2 protein-coding genes and 1 pseudogene are annotated in these 2731 nt (G+C 73.5%); 1 reads left to right on the top strand and 2 read right to left on the bottom strand.

What is annotated here, in order from left to right; genetic code table 11:
• On the bottom strand, positions 1-886 hold an 886-nt coding region (locus tag FV217_RS22100; protein ID WP_147821769.1), incomplete at its 3' end, for a DUF2336 domain-containing protein.
• Positions 883-2055 carry a lytic transglycosylase domain-containing protein gene (locus FV217_RS22105; RefSeq protein WP_147821771.1) on the bottom strand — a complete coding sequence of 391 codons (1173 nt, stop codon included), beginning with the start codon at positions 2053-2055 and terminating at the stop codon, positions 883-885. The genes FV217_RS22100 and FV217_RS22105, both read right to left, overlap by 4 nt.
• A gap of 129 nt (positions 2056-2184) precedes the next feature.
• Here FV217_RS22105 and FV217_RS22110 point away from each other — a divergent pair.
• Positions 2185-2731, top strand: a pseudogene (locus FV217_RS22110) (hypothetical protein); the annotation flags it as partial.

Raw genomic sequence — 2731 nt, forward strand, 5'->3', positions numbered from 1 at the left:
GGTGGAGGGCGGCGAAGCCCGCGCCGCGCGGCTCGAACATCAGCCCGGCGACCCGCGCCCGGCTCAGGCCCGACAGGTCGGCGAGCGCGGCTTCCGCGAACGGCATCCGCAGCGACAGGATGGCCCGCAGGATCAGCCCGGCATTGAGCTGGCCCTGTCCCCTGAGATGCGCGACCAGCCGCGCCAGCCCGCTCTCGCCGGCCTCGTCGCCGAGCGAGAGGGCGGCGCAGTCGCGCGCCTCGCGGTTGACCCGCTCGCCGCGCTCGCGGTTGAGCCAGCCGCTGGCGAGCCCGAAGGAGGAGAGCGCTTCGGCGACCCGCGCGGCGATGGCGTGGCGCACCTCGATGCCGAGGCCGGGCCGGGCGAGCAGCGCCTCGCGCAGCAGGGCGTCGTGCCCATGGCGCTCGACCATGCGCAGCAGCGCGGCGGTGCCGATCTCGGCATGGCGGTTGCGCGCGAGCACGGTGAGGGACGGCGCGCCGGCAACCTCGGCGAGCGCCGCCGCCACGGGCTTCGAGACATCGGCACGGCCGGCGACCGCCGCACGCGTGGTCTCGCAGCCGATCGCGGCGCAGTCGACGAGGTCGGCATCCATCAGCACCGGCGAGCGGGCGAGCACGAGGCAGGCGATCTCGGGCTGATCGGAGGCGAGGGCCACGATGAGCGGGCGCGGCGCCGTATCGGAGGAGGCGCAGGCCTCGGCGAGCGCCCGGCGCACCAGGGTCGAGCCGTCGTCGAGGAGGCCGAGCAGCGCGGTCTTGGCCTCCCAGGCCGCCTCGGGGGCGAGGCTGCCGTGGCAATAGGCCCGCGCCAGCGCGGCGGCGGCTTCGGCGCGGCGCTCGGCGGGAGCCGTCTGGGTCGCGAGGAGGAACTGGCGAAGCGTCATGGGCCGTTCCGGAATCCGAGGGAGGAGAACAGGTCGAGGATGCCGGAGCGCGCCTTGGGCACGGCTTCCGTCTTGAGATCGGTCTCGCCCGGCGCGGCGGTCGCAGCCGGTACGGCCGCCGCCACGGAGGCCTGCGCCGTGACGACCTTCGGCAACTGGAACGAGGCCGGTCGGCGCGGCGGCAGCGGAATCAGGATCGGCGCGGCCGTCCCGGTGGCGGCGGCGCTGGCGGAGCCGATCGCGCCGATCGAACCCGTGGTCTCGGGATCGGCCGCGGCGGAATCCTGGGCCGCATCGGAGCGCGGGAAATAGCTCGGTGCGCTGCGCGCCTCGGCGCTCGATCCGCGATTCTGCCAGAGCCGCGCCACGCCCGCCGAGACCGCGCCCTGGCGCTTGTCGGTCTGGAACAGGTTGCGCAGGCCGTCGTCGAGGGAGGCGTAGGTGGTGGCGGTCTCGGGGACGTTCGCGGTTCCGGCCATCGCCGTCTGGCCGCCGGCGGTGCTGGTGGAGAGCATCGCGTAGAGCTCGGCCGAGCCGCGCGCCCGCCCCGCCTTGTCGTAGAACAGGTTGCGGTTCGAGGCCGCCGCCTCCGGCAGGTCGCTGGCGGCGGCGCGCGCCGGGCTCGCCTGCACCGAGCCGATCAGGGTGGTGGCGCCCTTCGCACCGAGCACGTGGGCGGCGTAGAGGTCGCCGCTGGTCGGCTCCCGCCCGAGCGACGCGCCGAGCGCCTCGCGGTTACGCTGGGTCAGCGCGCCGGCCATCGCCGAGGCGACGCGCGGATCGCGGCGCAGGTCAAGGATCGCCTGTTTCGTCGCCGCGTCGGAGACGGAGTAGGTGCCGTCGGAGCGCGCGGTGATGGCGTCGGCATAGGAGGACAGGCCGAGCTTCGCCCCGGTCGTCTTCATGGTGCCGAGCCAGGTCTGCTCGATGAATTGAAACAACCCGCTCGCCGAGGAGGTCGCGGCCTTGGCGCTCGGGTCGAGCCCCGATTCGCGCTTGGCGGTGGCCAGCAGGTAGTCGAATCCGACGCCGGTGGATTCGGCGCCGCTGCGGATCGCATCGACCACCGTTCCGTTCGCCGTGCTCGCCGTCCCGGTGACCGTGCGTCCGCCGCCGGTATTCGAGCCGGTCTCGCGGGTGCCGACGGGGGCGTTGGTGAACAGGAACATGGGTGACCGGCTTGGGCGGCCTAACGCGGCGCCGCACAACGGACTTTCGTGCCTTCATGGTAAAGGAAGCTTGAAGGTTGCCGGCCGAACGGCGTCCCGTTTGGAAGACAGTTTTTGGGGGGAGGCAGCGTGCGGGCCTACCTGATCGCGCCGGGCGCCGGACTGGACGATGGGGCCGCCGAGGCGGTCGTGCTCGACGGGCGCACCGTTTCCGCGTCATTGCGAGCCGCAGGCGAAGCAATCCAGGGCAAACACGCCGACGTTGCGGATGTGGCCCCGGATTTCGTCGCTTCGCTCGCAATGACGGGTGGGGGCACCCCCCGGATTCTGCTCCGCGTCGAGGGGATCGACGCGCCCGATCTCGATACCTGTCTCGCCGGAACGGTCCGCTTCAGGCCGGACGCGATCGTGCTGCCGGTGCGCCACGGGCGCGAAATCGCCCATCTCGGGAGCCGCCTCGCCGTCCACGAGGCCGAGCACGGCCTGCCCGATGGCGGGATCGGCATCGTGGCGATCCTGTCTTCCGCCGACGCCGTGCTGGCTGCCGCGAGCTTCGCCGGGGCGAGCCCGCGGCTCTGCGGCCTCGGCTGGGATGCGGAGGCGCTGGCGCGGCAGCTCGGCGGGCCTGAGAGCTCGGCGAGCGTGACGTCCCCCCACCCACCTCATCCTGAGGTGC

The organism is Methylobacterium sp. WL9 (assembly GCF_008040035.1).
GTDB lineage: Bacteria > Pseudomonadota > Alphaproteobacteria > Rhizobiales > Beijerinckiaceae > Methylobacterium > Methylobacterium thuringiense.

What these genes read in the sequence shown, in the direction of transcription:
- FV217_RS22105 (WP_147821771.1), bottom strand. Translation starts at nt 2,055, where the DNA reads ATGTTCCTGTTCACCAACGCCCCCGTCGGCACCCGCGAGACCGGCTCG.